The sequence below is a fragment of the Pseudomonas sp. NLJ1 genome (assembly GCF_049486705.1).
In the GTDB taxonomy this organism is placed as follows: domain Bacteria; phylum Pseudomonadota; class Gammaproteobacteria; order Pseudomonadales; family Pseudomonadaceae; genus Aquipseudomonas; species Aquipseudomonas inefficax.
In genome coordinates this window covers 3,132,996-3,156,039 of the sequence record NZ_CP137735.1, presented here as the reverse complement: position 1 = coordinate 3,156,039, position 23,044 = coordinate 3,132,996, and the positions used below count along the sequence as shown (strand labels likewise).

At 62.5% G+C, this 23,044-nt stretch carries 19 protein-coding genes and 2 pseudogenes; 7 read left to right on the top strand and 14 right to left on the bottom strand.

Going from position 1 to position 23,044, the window contains the following annotated elements:
- Positions 1 to 8: 8 nt before the first annotated feature.
- On the bottom strand, positions 9 to 1,259 hold the full coding sequence (locus R9B85_RS14180) for a sarcosine oxidase subunit beta family protein (protein WP_003255680.1): 1,251 nt from the start codon (positions 1,257 to 1,259) through the stop codon (positions 9 to 11).
- A gap of 15 nt (positions 1,260 to 1,274) precedes the next feature.
- Positions 1,275 to 2,528, bottom strand: a complete 1,254-nt coding sequence (locus R9B85_RS14175) for a serine hydroxymethyltransferase (RefSeq protein ID WP_003255681.1) — start codon at positions 2,526 to 2,528, stop codon at positions 1,275 to 1,277.
- Positions 2,529 to 2,866: 338 nt separating this feature from the next.
- On the opposite strand from R9B85_RS14175, the gene R9B85_RS14170 reads away from it, so the two are divergent.
- Positions 2,867 to 3,907 carry a threonine aldolase family protein gene (locus tag R9B85_RS14170; protein WP_112251425.1) on the top strand — a complete coding sequence of 347 codons (1,041 nt, stop codon included), beginning with the start codon at positions 2,867 to 2,869 and terminating at the stop codon, positions 3,905 to 3,907.
- 153 nt (positions 3,908 to 4,060) lie between these two features.
- Here R9B85_RS14170 and R9B85_RS14165 read toward each other — a convergent pair whose 3' ends face one another.
- The 4 genes and pseudogenes from R9B85_RS14165 to R9B85_RS14150 form a co-directional block, all read right to left on the bottom strand.
- On the bottom strand, positions 4,061 to 4,789 hold the full coding sequence (locus R9B85_RS14165; RefSeq protein WP_375149417.1) for a methyl-accepting chemotaxis protein: 729 nt from the start codon (positions 4,787 to 4,789) through the stop codon (positions 4,061 to 4,063).
- Between the two features lie 135 nt (positions 4,790 to 4,924).
- Positions 4,925 to 5,953, bottom strand: a pseudogene (locus tag R9B85_RS14160) (HAMP domain-containing protein); the annotation flags it as partial.
- Positions 5,954 to 6,176: 223 nt separating this feature from the next.
- Positions 6,177 to 6,479: a cell division protein ZapA gene (locus R9B85_RS14155; RefSeq protein ID WP_112251423.1), complete on the bottom strand. Its 303-nt coding sequence runs from the start codon at positions 6,477 to 6,479 to the stop codon at positions 6,177 to 6,179.
- Positions 6,476 to 6,706: a hypothetical protein gene (locus R9B85_RS14150; protein WP_025337390.1), complete on the bottom strand. Its 231-nt coding sequence runs from the start codon at positions 6,704 to 6,706 to the stop codon at positions 6,476 to 6,478. The genes R9B85_RS14155 and R9B85_RS14150 overlap by 4 nt, the downstream gene beginning before the upstream one ends.
- Before the next feature lie 275 nt (positions 6,707 to 6,981).
- On the opposite strand from R9B85_RS14150, the pseudogene R9B85_RS14145 reads away from it, so the two are divergent.
- Both R9B85_RS14145 and R9B85_RS14140 read left to right on the top strand, forming a co-directional pair.
- Positions 6,982 to 7,752: pseudogene (locus R9B85_RS14145) on the top strand (MCP four helix bundle domain-containing protein); the annotation flags it as partial.
- A complete protein-coding gene (locus R9B85_RS14140) occupies positions 7,735 to 8,607 on the top strand; it encodes a methyl-accepting chemotaxis protein (RefSeq protein ID WP_404943662.1) in 873 nt (290 codons plus the stop codon). The pseudogene R9B85_RS14145 and the gene R9B85_RS14140, both read left to right, overlap by 18 nt.
- 126 nt (positions 8,608 to 8,733) lie before the next feature.
- On the opposite strand, the gene gbcB is transcribed toward R9B85_RS14140, so the two are convergent.
- Positions 8,734 to 9,834 carry a glycine-betaine demethylase subunit GbcB gene (gbcB, locus tag R9B85_RS14135; RefSeq protein ID WP_085626183.1) on the bottom strand — a complete coding sequence of 367 codons (1,101 nt, stop codon included), beginning with the start codon at positions 9,832 to 9,834 and terminating at the stop codon, positions 8,734 to 8,736.
- Positions 9,835 to 10,140: 306 nt separating this feature from the next.
- Here gbcB and gbcA point away from each other — a divergent pair, with 306 nt between their 5' ends.
- A complete protein-coding gene (gbcA, locus tag R9B85_RS14130) occupies positions 10,141 to 11,433 on the top strand; it encodes a glycine-betaine demethylase subunit GbcA (protein ID WP_112251420.1) in 1,293 nt (430 codons plus the stop codon).
- A 48-nt stretch (positions 11,434 to 11,481) separates the two neighbouring features.
- Here gbcA and R9B85_RS14125 read toward each other — a convergent pair whose 3' ends face one another.
- The 7 genes from R9B85_RS14125 to R9B85_RS14095 form a co-directional block, all read right to left on the bottom strand.
- Complete coding sequence (locus R9B85_RS14125) at positions 11,482 to 12,228, bottom strand: RHS repeat-associated core domain-containing protein (RefSeq protein ID WP_112251419.1); 747 nt, start codon at positions 12,226 to 12,228, stop codon at positions 11,482 to 11,484.
- A 776-nt stretch (positions 12,229 to 13,004) separates the two neighbouring features.
- Positions 13,005 to 13,775: an electron transfer flavoprotein subunit beta gene (locus tag R9B85_RS14120; protein WP_112251418.1), complete on the bottom strand. Its 771-nt coding sequence runs from the start codon at positions 13,773 to 13,775 to the stop codon at positions 13,005 to 13,007.
- Positions 13,776 to 13,785: 10 nt separating this feature from the next.
- Positions 13,786 to 15,018 (bottom strand): electron transfer flavoprotein subunit alpha/FixB family protein, encoded by a 1,233-nt coding sequence (locus tag R9B85_RS14115; RefSeq protein WP_252378478.1) that lies wholly within the window; start codon positions 15,016 to 15,018, stop codon positions 13,786 to 13,788.
- Positions 15,018 to 16,970 (bottom strand): dimethylglycine demethylation protein DgcB, encoded by a 1,953-nt coding sequence (dgcB, locus tag R9B85_RS14110; RefSeq protein ID WP_112251416.1) that lies wholly within the window; start codon positions 16,968 to 16,970, stop codon positions 15,018 to 15,020. The genes R9B85_RS14115 and dgcB overlap by 1 nt, the downstream gene beginning before the upstream one ends.
- 187 nt (positions 16,971 to 17,157) lie before the next feature.
- Positions 17,158 to 19,218 (bottom strand): dimethylglycine demethylation protein DgcA, encoded by a 2,061-nt coding sequence (dgcA, locus tag R9B85_RS14105; RefSeq protein ID WP_025337383.1) that lies wholly within the window; start codon positions 19,216 to 19,218, stop codon positions 17,158 to 17,160.
- A 15-nt stretch (positions 19,219 to 19,233) separates the two neighbouring features.
- Positions 19,234 to 19,764 carry a DUF5943 domain-containing protein gene (locus tag R9B85_RS14100; RefSeq protein ID WP_013970507.1) on the bottom strand — a complete coding sequence of 177 codons (531 nt, stop codon included), beginning with the start codon at positions 19,762 to 19,764 and terminating at the stop codon, positions 19,234 to 19,236.
- 77 nt (positions 19,765 to 19,841) lie between these two features.
- Positions 19,842 to 20,819, bottom strand: coding sequence for a dipeptidase (locus R9B85_RS14095; protein ID WP_003257506.1), 978 nt, complete (start codon positions 20,817 to 20,819; stop codon positions 19,842 to 19,844).
- Positions 20,820 to 21,105: 286 nt separating this feature from the next.
- Between R9B85_RS14095 and R9B85_RS14090 the strand changes: the two genes are divergently transcribed.
- The 3 genes from R9B85_RS14090 to R9B85_RS14080 all read left to right on the top strand — a co-directional run bounded on the left by R9B85_RS14090 (position 21,106) and on the right by R9B85_RS14080 (position 22,957).
- A complete protein-coding gene (locus R9B85_RS14090) occupies positions 21,106 to 21,507 on the top strand; it encodes a lysozyme inhibitor LprI family protein (RefSeq protein ID WP_112251414.1) in 402 nt (133 codons plus the stop codon).
- Positions 21,508 to 21,623: 116 nt separating this feature from the next.
- Positions 21,624 to 22,340, top strand: coding sequence for a hypothetical protein (locus tag R9B85_RS14085; RefSeq protein WP_423770305.1), 717 nt, complete (start codon positions 21,624 to 21,626; stop codon positions 22,338 to 22,340).
- A gap of 65 nt (positions 22,341 to 22,405) precedes the next feature.
- Positions 22,406 to 22,957, top strand: coding sequence for a hypothetical protein (locus R9B85_RS14080; RefSeq protein WP_423770304.1), 552 nt, complete (start codon positions 22,406 to 22,408; stop codon positions 22,955 to 22,957).
- Positions 22,958 to 23,044: the final 87 nt, after the last annotated feature.

The window sequence follows — 23,044 nt, the reverse complement described above, 5'->3', positions numbered from 1 at the left end:
GTCTCCGGTTAGTGGGCGACGGCGGCGGCGCCGTGTTCGTCGATCAGTGCGCCGTTGTAGAAGCGGTCCATGGAGAACGGCGCGGCCAGTGGGTGCATTTCGCCCTTGGCCAGGCTCGCGGCGAAGACGTTGCCCGAACCCGGGGTCGCCTTGAAGCCGCCAGTACCCCAGCCGCAGTTGAAGAACATGTTCTTGACCGGGGTCTTGGTGATGATCGGGCAAGCGTCCGGCGAGGTATCGACGATGCCGCCCCACTGACGGTTCATGCGCACGCGCGAGAGGTTGGGGAACATCTCGACGATGGCCTGCAGGGTGTGCTCGATCACCGGGTACGAACCGCGCTGGCCGTAGCCGACCCAACCGTCGATACCGGCACCGATCACCAGGTCGCCCTTGTCGGACTGGCTGATATAGCCGTGCACGGCGTTGGACATGATCACGCTGTCGATGATCGGCTTGATCGGCTCGGATACCAGTGCTTGCAGCGGGTGCGATTCCAGCGGCAGGCGGAAGCCGGCCAGCTTGGCCATGTGCCCGGAGTTACCGGCGGTGACCACGCCGACGCGCTTGGCGCCGATGAAGCCTTTGTTGGTTTCCACGCCGATGACCGCGCCGTTTTCCTTGCGGAAGCCGATTACTTCGGTCTGCTGGATCAGGTCCACGCCCAGGGCGTCGGCGGCACGGGCGAAGCCCCAGGCTACGGCGTCGTGACGGGCCACGCCGCCACGGCGCTGCACGGTGGCACCGAGGATCGGGTAGCGGGTGTTCTTCGAGCAATCCAGGTACGGGATCTCGGCTGCGACCTGGGCGGTGTTGAGCAGCTCGCCGTCCACGCCGTTCAGGCGGTTGGCGCTGACCCGGCGCTCGGAGTCACGCATGTCCTGCAGGGTGTGGCACAGGTTGTACACGCCGCGCTGGGAGAACATCACGTTGTAGTTGAGGTCCTGGGACAGGCCCTCCCACAGCTTCATGGCGTGCTCATACAGGTGCGCCGACTCGTCCCACAGGTAGTTGGAACGCACGATGGTGGTGTTACGGGCGGTGTTGCCGCCGCCCAGGTAGCCTTTCTCGATCACGGCAACGTTGGTGATGCCGTGTTCTTTGGCCAGGTAGTAGGCGGTTGCCAGGCCATGGCCGCCACCGCCGACGATGACCACGTCGTAGACCTTTTTAGGGGTTGGCGTGCGCCACATGCGCTGCCAGTTCTCGTGGTGGCTGAGGGAGTGCTTGAAAAGGCCGAAGCCCGAGTAACGTTGCATGGTGTGTGACTCCACTCAGCGGTAAACAGGGAAATCTGCGCACAGGGCCGCGACGTTCTTCGCCACATCGGCTTCGACGTCTGCGTCACCGAGGTTGTCGAGGATGTCGCAGATCCAGCCGGCCAGGGCTACACATTGCGCGACCTTGAAGCCACGGGTGGTAACGGCCGGGGTGCCGATGCGCAGGCCCGAAGTGACGAATGGCGACTGTGGGTCATTCGGCACGGCGTTCTTGTTGACGGTGATGTGCGCGCGGCCCAGGGCGGCGTCGGCATCTTTGCCGGTGAGGCCCTGGCGGATCAGGCTGACCAGGAACAGGTGGTTGTCGGTGCCACCGGAAACCACGTCGTAGCCGCGGTCGATGAACACCTGGGCCATGGCCTGGGCGTTTTCGATCACTTGTTGCTGGTAGGCCTTGAATCCAGGCTCCAGCGCTTCCTTGAAGCACACGGCCTTGGCGGCGATCACGTGCATCAGCGGCCCGCCCTGGGCACCAGGGAACACCGCAGCGTTCAGCTTCTTCTCGATCTCTTCGTTCGACTTGGCCAGGATCAGGCCGCCACGTGGGCCGCGCAGGGTCTTGTGGGTGGTGGTGGTAACCACATCGGCGAACGGGATCGGGTTCGGGTACAGGCCAGCGGCAACCAGGCCGGCTACGTGGGCCATGTCGACGAACAGCAGCGCACCGACCTTGTCGGCGATGGCGCGGAAGCGTGGGAAGTCGAGGGTCTTGGAGTAGGCCGAGAAGCCGGCAACGATCATTTTCGGCTTGTGCTCGACAGCCAGGCGCTCGACTTCGTCGTAGTCGATCAGGCCAGTGTTGGTGTCGATGCCGTATTGCACAGCGTTGTACAGTTTGCCCGAGGACGACACCTTGGCGCCGTGGGTCAGGTGGCCGCCGTGAGCCAGGCTCATGCCGAGGATGGTGTCACCAGCCTGCAGCAGGGCCAGGTAGACAGCGCCGTTGGCCGAGGAGCCGGAGTGCGGCTGGACGTTGGCGTAGTCGGCACCGAACAGCTGCTTGGCGCGCTCGATGGCCAGGGCCTCGACCTTGTCCACGTGCTCGCAGCCACCGTAGTAGCGCTTGCCCGGGTAGCCTTCGGCGTACTTGTTGGTCAGGCCGCTGCCTTGGGCCTGCATCACGCGCTTGGAGGTGTAGTTTTCCGAGGCGATCAGCTCGATGTGGTCTTCCTGGCGCTGTTCTTCGGCATTCATCGCCGCCAGCAGTGCATCGTCGTAACCCTGGATCTGGTCTTGCTTGCTGAACATCGTGTATCTCCCGGCAGCGATCATTTCTTGTCTTGGGGCACTGTGGCCCTTTGTGGCGATGTTATGACTGGCCGGGACGGGTCAGATGCCTGCGCACGCCTTGCAATGGCGCGTTTACGACATTGGCATTTGTGTTGACCATGCCGGCCCTTTCGCGGGTGAACCCGCTCCCACAGGTACGGCGATGCTTTAATGCTTGTAATGTCCCTGTGGGAGCGGCTTTAGCCGCGAAGAGGCGAGTACAGGCAATGCCGAAATCAAACGATCCACAGCTTGTATAGGCAACCGCTGAATCGATGGTTTACAGTGCTGTTCTGCGTCGTTCACAGGACAGTGCCATGACAGACAAGAGCCAACAATTCGCCAGCGACAACTATTCCGGTATCTGCCCCGAAGCCTGGGCGGCGATGGAAAAAGCCAACCATGGCCACGACCGCGCCTACGGCGACGACCAGTGGACCGAACGCGCCGCGGAATACTTCCGCAAGCTGTTCGAAACCGACTGCGAGGTGTTCTTCGCCTTCAATGGCACCGCCGCCAACTCCCTGGCCCTGGCCTCGCTGTGCCAGAGCTACCACAGTGTGATCTGCTCCGAGACCGCCCACGTCGAAACCGATGAGTGCGGCGCGCCAGAGTTCTTCTCCAACGGCTCCAAGCTGCTGACCGCGCCCAGCGTCAACGGCAAGCTGACGCCGCAGTCGATCCGCGAAGTGGCGCTGAAGCGCCAGGACATCCACTACCCCAAGCCACGGGTGGTGACCCTGACCCAGGCCACCGAGGTCGGGACCATCTACCGCCCCGATGAGCTCAAGGCGATCAGCGCCACCTGCAAGGAGCTGGGCCTGAACCTGCACATGGACGGCGCACGCTTCAGCAATGCCTGCTCGTTCCTGGGCTGCAGCCCGGCAGAGCTGACCTGGAAGGCCGGCGTCGACGTGCTGTGCTTCGGTGGCACCAAGAACGGCATGGCGGTGGGCGAGGCGATCCTGTTCTTCAACCGCCAGCTGGCCGAGGACTTCGACTACCGCTGCAAGCAGGCCGGGCAACTGGCATCGAAGATGCGCTTCCTGTCGGCGCCTTGGGTAGGCCTGCTGGAAGATGGCGCCTGGCTGCGCCATGGCGCGCATGCCAACCATTGTGCGCAGCTGCTCGCCTCGCTGGTGAGTGACTTGCCGGGGGTGGAGCTGATGTTCCCGGTGGAGGCCAACGGGGTGTTCTTGCAGATGCCGGAGCACGCGATCGAAGCGCTGCGCGGCAGAGGGTGGCGGTTCTATACCTTCATTGGTAGCGGCGGGGCGCGGTTCATGTGCTCGTGGGATACCGAGGAAGAGCGGGTGCGCGAACTGGCGGCGGATATCCGCGCCATCATCGGCGCCTGACAGGCCGCATTCGCGGGTAAACCCGCTCCCACAGGGATCGCGCAGGTTTCAAGGCCTGAGGTGAGCCTGTGGGAGCTACAGATACAGCTCTGCCCTCAAGAGCAATGATGAACCTGTGGGAGCGGGTTTACCCGCGAAGAAGCCAACACTGATCTAAAGCCTGAACCCGCCCATCTGCCGCGCCAGGTCATCCGCCAGGCCACGCAGCGCCTGGCACTCTTCGCGGCACCCCTGCACCTCTGCCGCCGTCTCCCGCGCCAGGTCGGAAATCCCCTGCACCGTAAGGTTGATCTCCTCGGTCACCGCCGATTGCTCTTCGGTCGCAGTAGCCACCTGATGGTTCATGTCGCTGATGTGCTCCACCTGGTCGGTAATCGCGCCCAACGACGCCCCGGTACGCTGGCTCGACTCCACGCCACTGCCGGTAGCCTGCTGCCCCGCCTGCATCGAACTCACCGCCGAACCCGCGCCCTGCTTCAAGCGCTGGATCATCTGCTGCACTTCGTCGGTGGACAGCTGCGTGCGCCGGGCCAAAGTACGCACCTCATCAGCCACCACGGCAAATCCACGCCCCATCTCCCCTGCCCTGGCCGCCTCGATGGCGGCATTCAGCGCCAGCAGGTTGGTCTGTTCGGAAATACTACGAATCACCGCGAGAACTTCGTCGATCGAGGCCACTTCATCAGCCAACTGGCTGACTGCATCGGCCGCCTTGCCGATATCACCCGACATCCCCTCGATACCCCGGATCGAGCGTTGCACCACTTCACGCGCCTGCAAGGCTTCCTCCCGCGCCGACTGCGAGGCCTGGGCCGCATCGCCGGCATTGCGGGCAATGTCCTGCACGGTCAAACCCATTTCGTGCACGGCGGTAGCGACCATTTCGGTCATTTCCTGCTGGCGTCCGGAACGCTCGGCGGTGTTGTCCACCACCTGTGTCACCTGCTCGACCGCCAGGTGCAGCCGCTCGGAAGTGTGCAGTACCTCGCCGATCAAGCGGCGCTGGCTGTCGAGGAAACGGTTGAAGCCACGCGCCAGGTCACCCAGTTCGTCCTGGCGTGAATCGTCCAGCCGGTGGCTGAGGTCACCCGCGCCGCTGCCAATCTGCACCAGCGCCGCTGTGACGCGGCGGATCGGCCGCACCAAGCCACGCGCCAGCAGCACCACCAGCAGCAGCGACACCAGGGCCACGGCTCCACCGATCAGACTTGTCAGCCATACCGCCTGATGCATTTGCGCGTAGATTTCCTCCTCGGGCACCTCGGCCACCAAGGTCCAGTTGAGGTCGCGCAGCGGCAGGCCGAGCGCCAGGTAGCTTTCGTCGTCACGGCTGAAGCGGCTGCTGCGCAGGCCTTCGCCGCCGGTCATCAGCGCCTTGGCGGCATCCGCGCCAAGCTGTTCCGTGAGCTGGCGTTTGCCGCTGAAGGCAGCATCCGGATGAACCTGGATCAGGCCATCGTTACGCACCAGGAACACCTTGCCGTGCTCGCCAAACTTAAAGTCATGGATCAGTTTCGACAGCTCGGTCATGCGCAGGCCCATGCCGGCCACACCGACCAGTTGGCCGTTCTTTTCCACGCGATAGTCGATGAACAGGGCGAGCTCGCCGGTAGCACCGTCGATATCGATGTTGATCAGGCGTTCGGCGCCGCTGTCGATGTAGCCGTAGAACCATTTGTCCTTGGGATTGCTGCGGCTGAGGGTACGGTCCAGGCCATTCTCGTTGTAGTAGCGGCCGGTTTCGGTCGAGACGAATAAAGTGGTGAAGGCCTGGTTGCGCTGCTTGGCGGCGGTCAGGTATTCGATGAATGGTGCGACCTGCGCGGGGTCTTCGCCGGCGGCTAGCCAGTCGCGCAGCAGGGTGTTGCCGGCGATGTCCGCCGCCGCCACCAGCGGCTGGCCAAACATGCGCTCGATGTCGTTGCGGATGGCCTCGATGCTGGCGGGCAGGGCCGTGTCGACCAGGTAGCGCTCGGTGAGGCGGTTGAGCGCCACCGTGAAAATGATGACCACCACCAGGATACTCGCCAGCAGGGCAGCGCCCATGCTGGTGATCAACTGCCACTGGATGCTCTTGCGCCAGATACGCATGCCCTACTCCCCGCATAATTATTGTTTTGCGGAAAGTGTATACACTTGCGTATCCAGTTAATCCAGTGATCTGAAGCAATCATATGCCCTGTGGGAGCGGGTTTACCCGCGAATGCGATGCTGAATGCACTGACGCATTCGCGGGTGAACCCGCTCCCACAGAGGTCGATGCAAGGCCTTATTGTTCGGCTATGGTCCGCACGATGGCGTCCACCGTGGCGTCGATCTGCGCCTGGGTACGCTCCAACGTCTTGCGGTGCTCATCCTGTAGTTCGATCTGCCGCGAACACAGGTTCAGCGCGGCCAGTACCAGCAACTTGTCGCCGATCAGGGTCGGGTACTGACGCTTGGTCTGGGCCAGGGCGGTGTTGAGCATCTGCACCGCCTGGGCCAGGGTCGCTTCCTGGCCTTCAGGCGCCTTGATCGAATAGTCGTTGCCGAGGATCGACACGACATTGATCGGCTGCGCTTGCAGTGTCATGCGCCTACGACGCCGGCGTTGGCGCGCTCGAGCAGGGCCTGCAGGCGTGCGGCGGTGCTGCCGTTCTTCTCTTCCTGCTCCATCAGCGACAGCTGCAGGGTTTCGTTCTCTTCCTTGGCCTGGGCCAGTTCCTGGCCGAGGGCGGTGTTCTGCTCGGTGAGTTGAGCGTTCTTCTGCATCAGGTCGCTGACCAGTTGCTCGATTTGGTTAAGGGAAGCTTCCAGCATGGGTCTATCTCAGGTTGTTGCGAGGGGCGCACACGATAAAGAAAAGTGCGGCCCATCGCCATTAAATATCGGATTCACGAGGTGTCTAACCCGCAGATTGACAGAGGAACCACCCCCTTGTTCCGACCTGGGTCAACCGCCGGTCAGGAAAAGGTTAGCAACCTCACAATTTTCGCCAATAGCACTCAAGACTGAGCAGTCACAACCGATAGCCCGGCAAGTCATGTTTTGTCGCACTTGCGCACCATTTTTCCCTTGCCTGGATCGTCCCCTCCATGTCTCTACGCAATATGAACATCGCCCCGCGCGCGCTGCTCGGCTTCGCGCTCATCGGCCTGCTGATGCTTGGCCTCGGTATTTTCTCGCTCATCCAGATGGGCAACATCCGCCAGGCCGGCGTCGTAATCGAACAGGTCAGCGTGCCCAGCATCAAGATCCTCGACGAGCTCACCGCCCTGAACCTGCGCATGCGCACCCTCTCCTATCGCCTGCTGCTCAACCGCGAGCCGGCAACCCAGCGCGAGACCCTTAGCCTGCTGGACGAGCGCAACAGCCAGATCGACCGTGCACGCCAGGCCTACCTGCCGATGATCGGCGCCGCCGACGAGCAAGCTGCGTTCGACCAGTACGGCCTGTTGCTCAACCAGTACCGCCAGCTTGAGTCGCGCTTGCGCAGCCTGAGCCAGGCCGACCGCGTCGACGAACTGCGCGACCTGCTCAACCGCGACCTGCTGGCCAACTCCGAACAGATCAACAAGGTCATGGACACCTTGGTGCGCATCAACACCGACCAGACCCGCGCCACCAACGAGAAGGCTGCCAACCAGTATGCCGCTGCCTTCGCCCTGGTGATCGGCCTGCTGGTCGCCGCCACCGTGCTGACTTTCGTCTGCGCCTTCCTGCTGACCCGCAGCATCGTCAAACCGATTGAAGAAGCACTCAAAAGCGCCGAACAGGTCGCCGACGGAGACCTGACCCACATCATCCGCGCCGAAGGCACCGATGAAGCCGCGCGCCTGCTGCGCGCCATGGCCCGCATGCAGGACAAGCTGCGCGACACCCTGCAACAGATCGCGGGCTCCGCTACCCAGCTGGCCTCGGCGGCCGAAGAATTGAATGCCGTCACCGACGAAAGTGCCCGTGGCCTGCAGCAGCAGAACAACGAGATCGAGCAGGCTGCCACTGCGGTGACTGAAATGACCAGCGCTGTGGAAGAAGTGGCGCGCAATGCCGTAAGCACCTCGGAAGCGTCCAGTGAAGCCAGCCGCTCCACCGGCGATGGGCGTGACCTGGTAATGGAGACCGTGGGTGCCATCGAGCGCATGAGCGGCGATGTGCAGGCCACTGCCAAACTGATTACTCACCTGGCCGAACAGTCGCGCGATATTGGCAAGGTGCTGGACGTGATCCGTGGCCTGGCCGACCAGACCAACCTGCTGGCGCTGAACGCCGCCATCGAGGCGGCACGTGCCGGTGAGGCGGGCCGTGGGTTTGCCGTGGTGGCCGATGAGGTGCGGGCGCTGGCTCATCGTACCCAGCAGTCGACCAGTGAGATCGAGCGGATGATCGGCAGTATTCAGGGGGGCACGGAAGAAGCGGTGGAATCGATGCGCACCAGCACCGAGCGCGCCGAATCCACCCTGAACATTGCACGTGGCGCAGGTATGGCGCTGGACACCATCGCCGGGGCGGTGGCGCAGATCAACGAGCGTAACCTGGTGATTGCCAGCGCGGCGGAAGAGCAGGCGCAGGTGGCGCGGGAAGTGGACCGCAACCTGGTGAACATCAATGATCTGTCGGTGCAAAGTGCTACCGGGGCGCATCAGACCAGTGCGGCGAGTGCGGAGTTGTCGCGCCTTGCTGTAGACCTCAACGGCCTCGTAGCCCGTTTCCGCACCTGAAGAAGCTGGGGCCGCTTTGCGGCCCATCGCCGGCAAGCGCGGCTCCCACACCGGCCGCAAGCGCAGTACCTGTGGGAGCCGCGCTTGCCGGCGATGGGCTGCAAGGCAGCCCCCTGCATAGCCGGATCAGTAATCGATCCGCACATCCCCTTTCGGCACGCTGCAGCACGACAGGATGTAGCCCTCGGCTTCGTCCTCTTCGGTAATGCCGCCGTTGTGTTCCATCTCCACTTCGCCGCCCAGCTTGAGTACCTTGCAGGTGCCGCAGATACCCATGCCGCAGGCTTTCGGGATCATCAGGCCTACCTTGGCAGCCGCCGCGTGCACGGTCTCGCCCGGGGCGATGCGGATGCTCTTCTCGCTGCCGATGAACTCCACCAGGTTGAGATCGGCCGCATCCAGCTCCGGTGCGTCGGCCGCCTGCTCGGCATGCTCCACCGCATCGGCCTTGGCCTCGGGCGGCGTCGCACCGAACGATTCCTCGTGATAGTTCTTCATGTCGAAGCCGACCGCTTCGAGCATGCGCTTGACCGCGCTCATGTAGGGCGTCGGGCCGCAGCAGAACACCGTGCGCTCCATGTAGTCCGGCGCGATCAGCTCCATCAGGCGCTGGTTGAGGTAGCCGCGATAACCCGCCCAAGGCTCACCCAGGCCGTGCTTTTCACAAATGATGTGCAGGCTGAAGTTGGGGATGCGCGAGGCCATCTGCTCCAGCTCGCGGTGGTAGATGATGTCCTTCGGCGAACGGGCGCTGTGCACGAAGACCATGTCGACATTGCCGTTGGTATCGTAGAACCAGCGGGCCATCGACATCACTGGCGTAATACCGACACCGCCGGAAAGGTACAGCACCTTCTGCGCCGGGAAATCGATGGCGTTGAACAGCCCCACCGGGCCGTGCACCGGCAGCTCGGCACCTTCGTGCATGGTGTCGTGCAGGAAGTTGGAAACCAGGCCACCCGGCACGCGCTTGACGGTGATCGAGAAGCTGTACGGCACCGACGGCGAACTGGAAATGGTGTAGGAGCGCATCACCGGCTTGCCTTCGATCTCAAGCTCCAGGGTGACGAACTGCCCTGGCTTGAAGAAGAACATGATCGGTTGGTCGGCCATGAAGCAGAACGTGCGCACGTCCCAGGTCTCCTGGATGACCTTGACGCAGCGCACGATGTGGCGGCCGTTGGCCCAGGTCTGGGTAGTGACCGGATTGAGGAAGGTATCGGACATGTTCATCTCCAGCAGCCGACTATTGGCCTTTTTATGGCTTGGATAATGCGCAAGCTGAAGACGACGTACATTCCTGCCTGCGACATCGGCGTGCTTATCGCGACCAGCCCCGCGCTGCAAGGGCTGGCGCGTCGTAATTCAAATCGGCCATGTCGCCCATGGATACGGTTCATGACGCCTTCGGACGCACACTCCACGGCAAAACAACCAGCCTGCTGTTGAAACAAAGAGCCGTGAGAACAGCCTTGCGGCACAACAACGATTAGCCACCTTTTGCCGGCCGCACACGGCCCCGAGGAATACACGATGGACGTCACCGCAACCCTGAGCCTGGGCGATCCACTGGAACCTGCACGCAAGGCCACCGCCGAAATGCTGCAGACCCGCGAACGCACCTATTCGCTGCCCCAGCCTTTCTACACCGACGAGCGTCTGTTCCAGATCGACATGCAGGAGATCTTCCACAAGGAGTGGTTGATCGCCGGCATGACCTGCGAGATCCCGGCCAAGGGCAACTACATCACCCTGCAGATCGGCAAGAACCCGATCATCGTGGTGCGTGGCGCCGAAGGTAAGGTGCATGCCTTCCACAACGTCTGCCGCCACCGTGGTTCGCGCCTGTGCGTCAGCGAAAAGGGCAAAGTGGCCAAGCTGGTCTGCCCATACCACCAGTGGACCTACGAGCTGGACGGCCGCCTGCTGTTCGCCGGCACCGAAATGGGTGCCGACTTCGACATGAACCAGTATGGCCTGAAGCCAGTGAACGTGAAGGTTGCCGGCGGCTACATCTTCATCAGCCTGGCGGAAAACCCGCCTGCCATCGACGAGTTCCTGGCCACTCTGGACCACTACATGGAACCGTACGACATGGAAAACACCAAGGTGGCGGTACAGACCACCTTGATGGAAAAGGCCAACTGGAAGCTGGTACTGGAAAACAACCGCGAGTGCTACCACTGCAACGGTTCGCACCCGGAGCTGCTGCAAACCCTGCTGGAATGGGACGACACCAACGACCCACGCGCCAGCCAGGAATTCAAGGACCACGTGGCCGCCTCCGCTGCCGCCTGGGAAGCCGAGAAGATCCCGTACCTGCACAAGAGCCATGGCCTGCGTAACCGTATCGTGCGCATGCCGCTGCTCAAGGGCACCGTGTCGATGACCATGGACGGCAAGCAGGCCTGCCAGAAGCTGATGGGCCGCATCAAGAACCCGGACCTGGGCTCGATGCGCATCCTGCACCTGCCGCACTCCTGGAACCACTGCATGGGCGACCACATGATCGTGTTCACCGTGTGGCCGATCAGCGCCCAGGAAACCATGGTCACCACCAAGTGGCTGGTGCACAAGGACGCCGTGGAAGGCGTGGATTACAACCCGGAAAACATGCGCAAGGTGTGGGACGCCACCAACGACCAGGACCGTCGTCTGGCCGAAGAGAACCAGCGCGGGATCAACTCCACTGCTTACCAGCCAGGGCCGTACTCGAAGACTTATGAGTTTGGCGTGGTGAACTTCATTGACTGGTACAGCCAGCGAGTGTTGAACAACCTGGGGGCGGAGCCGGCGGCGTATTTGAAGGAAGTGCAGGCGCAGTAATACATACACACCCGCCATGCTTCGGCAGCAGGCCGAAGCATGGCGCTTTTACACCGCTGTATCTGGCCGCTGTGCGTCTGTACGCACATGATAAGCCATCGGTTGTATCGGATAGCGCCGTTCGGCAGACGACGTTGCCAACCCATAAAGCTCATAAGCTGACAGGGCCGTAGCAACTGAGGACATCCCAAAATCAACCCAGGCCAACCCCTCTGCCGCCGGTGTGAACAGCCGTCCGATAGCCGTGCCAATACTCATCGAGGCGATGACGCCTCCAGCGACCGAAAGCGCCTTATCCTGCTTAGTCCATGGTGCGACGGGTTGCTCTGCCGTGTTGTAAGTCAAAACCCCAGAGCGGCTTGCCGGGTAACCACTATTCAGGGCGAAGTCTCGCTCGACACGGTAGTTCCGGTACGCTTTCACGGCACTGATTGCCAGGTTGATCACCCCCGTGACGATGTTCCTGATCGGCGCCATGATGGCGGGGAAACGACCACTTGGGTCAACAAAGTTGACAGGGTCGCCTTGGCAGTAGGCATAAGCATTGAGCCCCCCCTTGCCGAACGGGCTTAACGCGTCAGGGCCAATGAACCGCCCCAGGCTCGGGCTGTAGACGCGGTGGCCATTGCCCAACGGGTAGCCACCCGTCAGTGGATCACGATACTGACCACAGAACGCCAGACCCGGCACAGCGGCAGCTGCCATAACGCCATAGGGTGAATATGCATTCACTTGAAAAGGAATGCCGCTCAAAATCGAATGCTGCCGATCGGTCCCCAACAAACGTCTGGCCATGATTTATCCACAATTAGGCGCTTTCGTGGATACGCTAACCAGCGCCTGCAAGTTTTGATACTGGCAAAAATATCAGGCCGTACATTGATCATTATTTGATCATAACGGCCAACGCGGTGTCATTCCTGGGCTACAGCGGAGTTCGTACACCTTGTCCACAGAGCCACCAACAGAGTTTGTGAGCAACCCATAAGTGTTTTGCGATCGCCCTGTTGATAAGTCACCCAAGAGCTTGATTTTCAGGCATTCCGGAGGATCCTGGCGGAATTGATCAATTTTTGAGCAAGTCTGTCAAACCCTTTCACTACGCCGCTTACAGGAGATACCGAACAGATTATCCACAGACCGGCTAACAGCGATTGTGGGCAAAATCAGGAGGGTGCTGCCGCGCGTTGCATGCGAAGGCAGGATAAGACTGATCGTTTTTTGATCAAAAGCTTGGAAACCCCGTCATACAAGGGCTGCGGCTATGCGCCAACACTTTATCCACATGTTGGCGAACAGATTTGGTGGGCAAAATACGCAGTGGTTCTGGATATTGAGTGGGAGCTAATGTGTTGGGTTGTCTGTAAGGGCCTCATCGCTGGCAAGCCAGGCTCCTACAGGGACTGCGCATGGCTTGAGGCAATGCGATCTATGTGGGAGCGGCCTTGTGTCGCGAAAGGGCTGCGTAGCAGCCCGGCAATTTCTGCGATATTGCAGAAACCTGGGGCCGCTATGCGGCCCTTTCGCGACACAAGGCCGCTCCCACAAAGAGTTACATGACGCTTCAGGCTCTAGCGCAGCACGCCCTCTTCCACCAGCAGCTTGAGGATGGCCTCGGCGCCTTCCTGAGGCGAAACATCCTTCAGCACCTTGCCACCGCCGCCACTGGCCTTGGCCGTCGCTGCCTTCATGCGGTCGGCGCCGCTCTTGGCCTTGATCACCTTAAGCCGCTTGGGCCGCGGGCGAGCTGGTTGCAGTTCGGCTTCGGCCAGCAGTTCATCTTCGACAATCGCTACGTTGCGCGCCGCCAGTACACCCCGGCGCGCCGGCCCGAAAGCGCTCTGGCGCGGCTTGGGCGCAGCGTTATCCACAGTCGCCAGCAACGGCAGGCGCACCTTCAGCCGACGCCGCTGACCACGCGGCAACGCCTGCAGCACCTGGGCGGTGTCGTTGTCGATCGACTCCACTTCAGCCAACCCGACAATCAGCGGCCAACCAAGCTTTTCCGCCAGCAGGAAGGGCAGCATGCCCGAGCCTTCGCCGGTTTCGGCCTGGCTGCCGGTCAGCACCAGCTGTGCCCCGGCGTCGCGCAGGTAATCGCCGAGGACGCCCAGTACGTCGGCACCGGCGGGCTGCTCCAGCACATCCAGATGGTCCAGGCCCATGCCCAGGTAGGCGCGCAGTGCTTCCTCCCGAGGGTCGCCGGCATGCACCACCTGCAAGTTATCTCCAGCCAGCTGCAAACCCAGCTCCACAGCGCGTGCATCCTGCTCGGCGCGGCGAGCGCGGCCCGAGCTGGGGTGGGCACCGATGGAAACCAGGCTGATCACTTTCGTACTCATGCTCGTGCCCTTATGCCGCGTCGCGCTGGCCGCCGCTGCGGTAGTTGTCCACAGCCTCGATCAGTGCCTGGAGAATCGCCGAACTGTCGCCAATCACCGACAGGTCAGCCCGTTTGATCATGTCGCAGCCCGGGTCCATGTTGATCGCCACCACCTTGTCGCAGGCACCGATGCCCTGCAGATGCTGGATCGCGCCCGAGATACCCACAGCCACGTAGACCCGCGCGGTAACCCAGGTGCCGGTGGCGCCCACCTGGCGATTGCGCGGCATGAAGCCGTCGTCCACCGCCACCCGCGAGGCGCCTTCGGTGGCACCCAGGGCCGCGGTGGCCCTGTGGTACAGGTCCCAGTCCTTGACGCCGTTGCCGCCCGAGACGATGAACTCGGCCTCGGCCATGGCAATGGTGGCCGGGTCCACGGCCACCGAACCAAGGTCTTCGATGCGCGACAGGCTGCGCGCCACGCTTGTGGACAACTCCACGGGCAGCGCTTCGTGACGGGTCTCGCTGACTGGCTCGGCGCACTCGGCCGCCGCCAGGATCAGGCGTGGGACGGCGCGCTGCAGGTCTTGCTGGCCGGCACCGGCACGGCCGATGCACTGGCCGTCCTTGACCTGCCAAACCCGCGTCGCCGGGCGCTCGCCCAGTGCCGCGCCCAGGCGCCGGCCCAGTTCGCCGCCACCGGTGCGGCTGTCGGGCAGCAGCCAGTGACGTGGCGTGAACTGGTTATCCACAGCACGCAGGCCCTGCACCAGTTGCTCCGGTGCATAACCTTCGAAGGCTTCGCCCTCGATAACCAGCAGGCGGTCAACCCCGGCTGTGGAAAAGTTGCTTTCCTTGTGCTCGCCAAACACCACTGCCAGCACCGCACCGTCGCTGCCGGCCAGGCTGTGGGCCAGGCCGAGCAGGTCACGGTCGTGGCTGCTCAGGCGGCCACCGACCATGTCCGGTACAACGGCGATGTAGAACGCCGGCGCCGGCACCTGATGCAGGGGCAGCTTGACCTCGGTCGCCGCTGTGCGTCGCCCGCCCACAGCGGTGCCCTGCTGGGCGCCGCTGCGGTCGATGCGCTTGAGCCCGGCCGGGCCGATGAAACCTGCGGCAATCGCATGGGGGTTCTTGCGGATGAGGCCGTTGGGCCCCATCCAGCTGGTCTGCTGCGTCTGCATCGCTGCATGCAGCGGGTGCAGACGGTTACGGGCGATCCACTCGGCGCGCGGGTCGCGGCGGATAATGTCGCTCATCAGTGCACCTCCGCAGGTTCACGTTTGGCCGTTTGCGGCTTTGCGGTGGCCGGCGCATCCTCTTCGATCAATACGTCGGCAACCAGCTCGGCCAGGTCCTTGATCTGTGGGCGCGGTTCGACCACGCCTTCGAGCATCGCGGTGCACTGTGGGCAACCCACGGCTACCAGCTCGGCCTCGGTCTGGCGAATGTCGTCCATGCGCATGTCCGGGATACGCTGCTTGCCAGGGATATCGGTGATCGGCGCACCGCCGCCACCACCGCAGCAGCGGGAGCGGAAGCCCGAGCGCTCCATTTCGCGCACTTCGATGCCCAGCGCCTTGAGTACTTCACGCGGGGCTTCGTATTCGCCGTTGTAACGGCCCAGGTAGCAAGGGTCGTGGTAGGTGACGCTGCCACCCTTGTGCTGGCCCAGGTTGAGTTTTTTCGCTGCGATCAATTCGGCGATGTAGGTGCTGTGGTGCTGCACCTGATAGTCGCCGCCCAGGGCGCCATACTCGTTCTTCAGCACATGGAAGCTGTGCGGGTCGCAGGTGACGATGCGCTGGAACTTGTACTTGGCCAGTGTCTGGATATTGCGTTTGGCCAATTGCTGGAAGGTCGCTTCATCGCCCAGACGACGCGCCACGTCGCCGCTGTCGCGCTCTTCCAGGCCGAGCACGGCAAAGTCCACGCCAGAAGCCTTGAGCACTTTGACGAACGAGCGCAGGGTGCGCTGGTTGCGCATGTCGAACGCACCGTCACCGACCCAGAACAGCACTTCGGTGGATTTCACCTCCGACAGCAGTTGCAGGTTGAGGTCGGCGGCCCAGTTCATGCGCCCGCCAGGAGCGAAGCCGCCCGGGTTGTCGGTGGCGATCAGGTTGTCCAGCACTTCGGCGCCCTTGTTCGGGGTGGCGCCTTTTTCCAGGGTGAGGTGACGGCGCATGTCGACGATGGCATCGACGTGCTCGATCATCATCGGGCATTCCTCGACGCAGGCACGGCAGGTGGTGCACGACCAGAGTGTTTCGGCGTCGACCAGGCCATTGACGATCGGCTGGTGCGGATGGCCGCCATGCTCACCGATCGGTTTGCCCGGGTATGGGCTGCCGGCGAACTGCGCGTCGGTGCCACCGGCCAGGCCGATGACCATGTCCTGAATGAGCTTTTTCGGGTTCAGCGGCTGGCCGGCAGCAAAGGCCGGGCACATGGCTTCGCATTTACCGCACTGCACGCAGGCGTCGAAGCCCAGCAGCTGGTTCCAGGTGAAGTCCACCGGCTTTTCCACGCCCAACGGCGCGTTCGGGTCTTCCAGGTCCAGCGGCTTGAGGCCGGTGGAACGGCCGCCGCCGAAGCGTTCGGCGCGGCGGTGCCAGGCCAGGTGCAGGGCACCGGCGAAGGCGTGTTTCATCGGGCCGCCCCAGGTCATGCCGAAGAACAGCTCCGACACGCCCCACAGCACGCCCAGGCCGAGAATGCCCACCATCACCCAACCGCCGGTGTTGGCCGGCAGGATGCCGGCGACTGGCAAGGTGGCGATGAAGAAGCTCACGGCAAACGCCAGCAGGCTCTTCGGCAGGCGCATCCACGGGCCTTTGGACAGGCGCGAAGGCGGGTTGAGGCGGCGCTTGAAGACGAAGATGGCGCCGCTGAACATGATCACGGTGGCCACCAGCAACGCGTAGCCGAGGATCTTGCTCTGCAGGCCGAAACCGTGCACCAGGATCGCCAGCACGGCTGACAGCACGAAGCCGCCAGCAGTGGCCACGTGAGTCTTGGACATGTACTTGTCGCGTTCGACCACATGGTGCAAGTCCACCAGGTAGCGGCGCGGCATGGCCAGCAGGCCGCCGATCAGGTTGACCTTGGAAGGCCGGCCACGCCGCCACATGCGCACCCGGCGCAGGGCGCCGAGCGCCGCCAGGCCAAGGGCAGCGAACAGCAGGATGGGTAGAAGGGTGTTCAACATGGGAGGCTCCCACAACAGCTGGATTCTTGCGCCACTCTCAAGGGCGGCGCGGACCCTGTGGGAGCGGGTTCACCCGCGAATGCGTCCGATCAGGCAACGATGTTGTCAGTGCTGACGCATTCGCGGGTGAACCCGCTCCCACAGGGGGCCAATCCCGCCCTCGGGGGCGGTGTTCATGCCAGTGCGATCAGAAGTCCTTGCACAGGCGCAAGGCGTCGTAGATCGCCGCATGCACGTTGCGCTGGGCCACGCAGTCGCCGATGCGGTACAGCAGGTAGCCTTCGCCCGGCTGGCTGAGGATCGGCTGTGGCTTGATGGCGAACAGCGCCTCCACGTCGATCTGGCCTTTGTTGCGCGAACCTTCCTTCAGCGCGTAATACAGCTGCTCGTCAGGACGCACGCCGTTCTCTACAACCACCTGGTCGACCACGCGCTCTTCCTTGGCGCCGGTGTATTCGTTCTCCAGCACCGCCACCAGCTTGTCGCCTTCGCGGTAGACCTTTTCCAGCATCATGTCGCCGGTCATGATCACTTCTTTCGGGTACATGCTGCGGTAGTAGGTCGGGAAGGTAGTACCGCCCATGGCCACACCCGGTTTGATGTCGTCGGTGACGATCTCGACCTGGCTGCCCTTGTCGGCAATGAAGTCCGCCACCGACATACCGGTGAACTCGCAGATGGTGTCGTACACCAGCACGTTCTTGCCCGGCGCAACCTTGCCGTCGAGCACGTCCCAGCTGCTGACCACCAGCCCTTCGGCAGCGCCCCAGTGCTCGTTCTGCTCCAGGAAGGAATGCCCACCCACCGCCAGCACGATGATGTCCGGGCGCAGGTCCTGGATGGCGGCCACGTCGGCGGCGGTGCCCAGGCGCAGGTCGACCTTCAGGCGCGCCAGCTCCAGCTGATACCAGCGGGTGATACCGGCGATCTGGTCACGCTGCGGCGCCTTGGCGGCGATGGTGATCTGCCCGCCGATCTGCTCCTTCTTCTCGAACAGGGTCACGTCATGGCCACGTTCGGCAGCCACGCGGGCCGCTTCCATGCCGGCCGGGCCGGCGCCAACCACCACCACCTTGCGCTTGGCGCCAGTGGTCTTCTCGATGATGTGCGGCACGCCCATGTATTCACGGGAGGTCGCGGCGTTCTGGATGCACAGCACATCCAGGCCCTGATACTGGCGGTCGATGCAGTAGTTGGCACCGACGCACTGCTTGATCTGGTCGATCTGGCCCATCTTGATCTTGGCGATCAGGTGCGGGTCGGCCATGTGCGCACGGGTCATGCCGACCATGTCCACGTAGCCGCCTTCGAGGATACGCGTGGCCTGGTTCGGGTCCTTGATGTTCTGCGCGTGCAGCACCGGGACCTTGACCACTTCCTTGATGCCGGCCGCCAGGTGCAGGAACGGCTCCGGCGGGTAGCTCATGTTCGGGATGACGTTGGCCAGGGTGTTGTGGGTGTCGCAACCCGAACCGACCACGCCGATGAAGTCGAGCATGCCAGTGGCGTCGTAATAGGCAGCGATCTGCTTCATGTCCTCGTGGCTGAGGCCATCGGGGTGGAACTCGTCACCACAGATACGCATGCCCACGCAGAAGTCGTCACCGACTTCGGCACGCACGGCTTTCAATACTTCCAGGCCGAACTTCATGCGGCCTTCGAAGGTACCGCCCCACTCGTCGGTACGCTTGTTGACCCGCGGGCTCCAGAACTGGTCGATCATGTGCTGGTGCACGGCCGACAGTTCAACGCCGTCCAGGCCGCCTTCCTTGGCGCGACGCGCAGCTTGGGCGTAGTTGCCGATCACGCGCCAGATCTCTTCCACCTCGATGGTCTTGCAGGTGGCGCGGTGCACGGGTTCACGGATACCCGACGGCGACATCAGGGTCGGCCAATTGAAACCGTCCCAGCGCGAGCGACGGCCCATGTGGGTAATCTGGATCATGATCTTGGCGCCATGCTTGTGCATGGCGTCGGCCAGGTTCTGGAAGTGCGGGATGATGCGGTCGGTCGACAGGTTGACCGATGCCCACCACTCCTGCGGGCTGTCGATGGCCACCACCGACGAACCGCCGCAGATCGCCAGGCCGATACCGCCCTTGGCCTTTTCTTCGTAGTACTTCACATAGCGGTCGGTAGTCATGCCGCCGTCAGTGGCGTAGACCTCCGCGTGCGCGGTGCTGAGCACACGGTTGCGGATGGTCAGTTTGCCGATCTGGATCGGCTGGAACATTGCTTCGAATGCCATGACGCTATCTCCGGCTTACAACGGCTTTGTAACGAACAGGCCATCTTCGTGGCCTTCTTCCGACCCGCCATAGACCTGTTCGGCCACGGTGCGGATCGAGCTGCCGCGGGCAGCGAGAATCTGGTCCATGGCGCCGGCAAACCAGCCGGTGAACATGTAGTCGACCTTGCGGCCGCACTTGCCATAGACGTACACGAACGCAGAGTGCTTGAGCTTGACGCTACAGGTGCCCTTGTCGAGGTCGATGTCCTGGATTTCGAACAGGCCCCAGCCACGCTGGCTCAGGCGCTTCATGTAGTGCTCGAACACCGCCACGCCTTCCAGGCCGTGGCACTCGGCTTCTTTTTCACACCAGTGCCAGGCGGACTTGTAGCCGGCCTTGTAGAGAATCTCGGCGTACTTGTCAGCGCCCAGGACTTCTTCGATACCCATGTGGTTGTTGACGAAGAAATGGCGCGGCACATACAGCATCGGCAAGGCGTCGCTGGTCCAGACACCGGTCTCGCTGTCTACTTCGATTGGCAATTGCGGGGCGATCTTGGCCATGGAAACTCAACTCCATAAAATTTTTTATTGGGATGCCCCGGCGTTGCTGGCAGGGGCTTTCAGGCTTGGAGAGCGGCTTACTCGCCCCACACGTCCTTGAGGACGTTGACCCAGTTCTCACCCATGATCTTGCGTACCACGCGCTCGGAGTGGCCGCGCTTGAGCAAGGTTTCGGTGAGGTTGGGGAATTCGCCCACGGTGCGGATGCCCAGCGGGTTGATGATCTTGCCGAAGTTGGTCAGGCGACGGGCGTAACCCTTGTCATGGGTCAGGTACTCGAAGAAGTCCTGGCCGTGGCCCTGGGTGAAGTCGGTACCGATACCGATGGCGTCTTCACCGACGATGTTCATGGTGTACTCGATGGCTTCGGCGTAGTCGTCGATGGTCGAGTCGATGCCCTTGGCCAGGAACGGCGCGAACATGGTCACGCCGACGAAGCCGCCGTGGTCGGCGATGAACTTCAGCTCTTCGTCCGACTTGTTGCGCGGGTGCTCTTTCAGGCCAGATGGCAGGCAGTGCGAATAGCAGACCGGCTTTTTCGACTCGAGGATGACTTCTTCGGAGGTCTTGGAGCCTACGTGGGACAAGTCGCACATGATGCCGACGCGGTTCATTTCGGCAACGATCTCGCGGCCGAAGCCCGACAGGCCGCCGTCACGCTCGTAGCAGCCGGTGCCGACCAGGTTCTGGGTGTTGTAGCACATCTGCACGATGCCCACGCCCAGCTGCTTGAACACGTCGACGTAGGCGATCTGGTCTTCGAAGGCATGGGCGTTCTGGAAGCCGAAGAGGATACCGGTCTTGCCCAGCTCCTTGGCCTTGCGGATGTCGGCAGTGGTGCGTACCGGCATCACCAGGTCGCTGTTGTCGCGGATCAGCTTCTGGCTGGCGGCGATATTGTCGACAGTTGCCTTGAAGCCTTCCCAGACCGATACCGTGCAGTTGGCCGCAGTCAAACCGCCTTTGCGCATGTCCTCGAACAGCTCGCGGTTCCATTTGGCAATGATCAGGCCGTCGATGACGATGCTGTCGGCGTGAAGTTCGGCTGGGCTCATCAGGCTGTCCCCTTTTATTGAATGGGTTTGCGCCAAACCTTGTGTCGGCGCTTTGGGGCCAGCATATGCCTGTGCCCAAAGGCGCCCCGATGCAAAAACGACAGGGGGTTTGCCGAAAGCGTCAATGCGCGACATCGCGCCCTCTGGCACGCTGTCTGGCGATGAGAGACAGTCTCGATAACGACATTTCCGGCCGTTTCATGAACATTTCTTCAGGGAGCTATCGTCTTGTCTGCGGCTGAGCGAGAATCCAGCCGATTCGTCAGCCTTGTTGAGGAGAAAACGGATGAAATCAATGGCATGGCTGGTATTACTGGCTGTGGTATCGGGCGCCCAGGCCGGCGAGGAAGAAAGCACCCCGTGCGACAACGTTGAGAGCGACCAGCAGACATTCGCTTGCGCGGCGTTCAACAAGCAGACGGCCGAGCGTGAACTGAAATCCGCGTATGACGACCTGATCCAGCGCATTCGCGACCAGTACGCCGACGAAGGCGACAAGGCCGCGGCCTTGGCCGGGCGCATGGAGGCGGCCGAGAAACTGTGGACGCAACTGCGCGATGCCGACTGCAAGGTCGAAACCTACGCCGAGAAGCCCGGCAGCAAGGCGTTCGAAGCGGCGTGGAACACCTGCGTGGCACAGCGCAGCGATGATCGCTCGGAGTACCTGCAGTCCATCGGCCAGCAGTAGGGGGCCTTCCTCCGCAGGAAAGGCTTTCGGCTTATCTGTCTTGACGACCCGAACCAAAGTACGTCCCAGGCGCCTCGCCCGAGGCGCCGATGATGAACTTGATCGGAAACCAAGACATGACCACCACTATCAGCAAGACCGACATGAACAGCGCCATCGCCGCCCTGAAGAAAGAAGGCGAAGAACGCGCCGTCATGGTTGCCAACACCATCTGCATCTTTGCCCCGGATGTACCCGCCAGCGTTGCTGAAGACGTGCTCGATGGCATGCGCCTGATGAACCTGTCGGCGAACAAGAAGTTCGACAAGGAAACCCAGCAGCGCGAGTGGTACAACTTCTACAACGACGGCCTGGGCAAGTTCGGCTGGACGCTGACCGGCGCCGCCCATGTCGAGGAAGCAATCGACAAGGACACCCACACGCTGGCCACCCTGGTGCCTCAGATCGTCACCGTCCAGATCGGCGCCGGCCACCGCCTGAGCCGCTGTGTAAAACGCTCCTTCGAAGTGATCGTGAAAACACCGAAGGCGCAGCAACTGCTTGAAGAAAGCAGCGTGAGCGTTTCGGGCAAATCCAGCACCATTCAGATTTCCGCCTGCGAGATGACTCCGCAAGGCCTGCCGATCATGCACATGACCAGCGTTCAGCTGAGCTATGACAAGGCCGAGAAAACCGCAGGGTCCGCTGGCCGCATCATCGACAAGTCGAACACCCGGGTATACCGGGCCTCGCAACAGGGCTCGTTCAGTGTTCGCCACTTCGACGCCATGCGCGAAGCCGTCAGGCTGAAACTGGCCAGCCAGGCGTTCGACATCCTGGCGCTGGACATCTGACCTGGACTTGGCGCCGCCCTGCGGCGCCAGGCTCCCCTTCCTCCTCCTGCCGCGAGGCCAGAAGCATGCCCACCAAACCTGCCAACCAACCCTGGGAAGACCTTCATGCCTGCCTGCGCCTGGCGCAACTGGAGGCCAACCAGGTTCACGATCGCCAACAGGATGGCCAGCGCTGGTTCAGCCGTTTTCTGCAGGGCCTGGAAGACAGCGGTGTCAAACTGATCGAACGGACGACGAAAAGCCTAGACTACGTACCCACGGATGCCGTGTTCGAAGACGTCTTCAGCGGCTGGATTCCAGCGCCCCAGAGGCGCAACCTCAAATTCGAGCGGGCTGCCAAGGACATACTCCATGGCTTGCAACAGCCAGACCTCGCCCTGCTGCGCAGCACCTCGGCCAGCTCGCACCTGCGCATCGAATTTGACCTGGATGACAGCGGTAGCCCGGTAGCGATCGTCTTTAACCTTTGCTGTTCGACCGACCCGGATACCCCGCGGACGCGCCTTGCCCTGCAGCTGGACCACATGGGCGCGAAGCTCGACGCCCGGGCTTTCGAGACGCGGCGAGAACAGGTCGAAAACCGCCTCCAGGCGCTATCCGATCTCGATCAGTTCTAGCCAGGCGGCATTGCACGCTGCGCGGGGTCCCACCTCGTCTAACCAAACAGGTTTTCCAGTAACGCGAGAGTTGAACCTCGAAGACTA